This is a genomic window from Massilia sp. 05N420, assembly GCF_056397205.1.
This window is the reverse complement of sequence record NZ_JBFTMX010000169.1, coordinates 1-465: the sequence shown is the minus strand read 5'-3', so window position 1 is coordinate 465 and position 465 is coordinate 1. Positions and strand designations below refer to the sequence as shown.

Sequence of the window (465 nt, the reverse complement as noted above, 5' to 3'; positions counted from 1 at the left end):
TCTTCACGCAGGCCCGTTAAGCTTAGCTGTCCCAAGCGCCTCGAGCCGCTGCGCCAGAAACAGCTTCTCAGCCTCGGACATCGAGAGCTCGATCGCTCTGCCATAGGCGAGCTTTGCCTGATCAACCTGGCCGTCGCGCACCAGAAGATCGGCCTGAACCGCGTAAAACGGCTGATACTGCGTAAGCGCCATGGCGATCGGCTTGAGCCGGGCAAGCGCTGCGGCCACACCCTCGACATAGGACAGCGCGACGATCCGGTTCAGTTCATAGACCGGGTTGTCGGCAGTGCGGGCAAGCTCGCCGTAGAGCAGCGCAATCTGTTGCCAATCCGTCTCGGCAAAGTCTTGCGCCTCCGCATGCACGGCAATGATCGCCGCCTGCAGCTGATATGCACCTGGGCAGCCACGCTTCAGCGCCTGTTCAATCAGCGCCACGCCCTCGGCTATCGCCGTGCGATCCCAGAG

Annotated in this window: 1 protein-coding gene; it reads right to left on the bottom strand. The window is 62.4% G+C overall.

Features of this window, described 5'->3' with window-relative positions:
* Positions 1-3: 3 nt before the first annotated feature.
* Positions 4-465, bottom strand: a 462-nt coding sequence (locus AC1DIX_RS27820; RefSeq protein ID WP_477328577.1) for an RNA polymerase sigma factor, incomplete at its 5' end; no start/stop codon positions are given.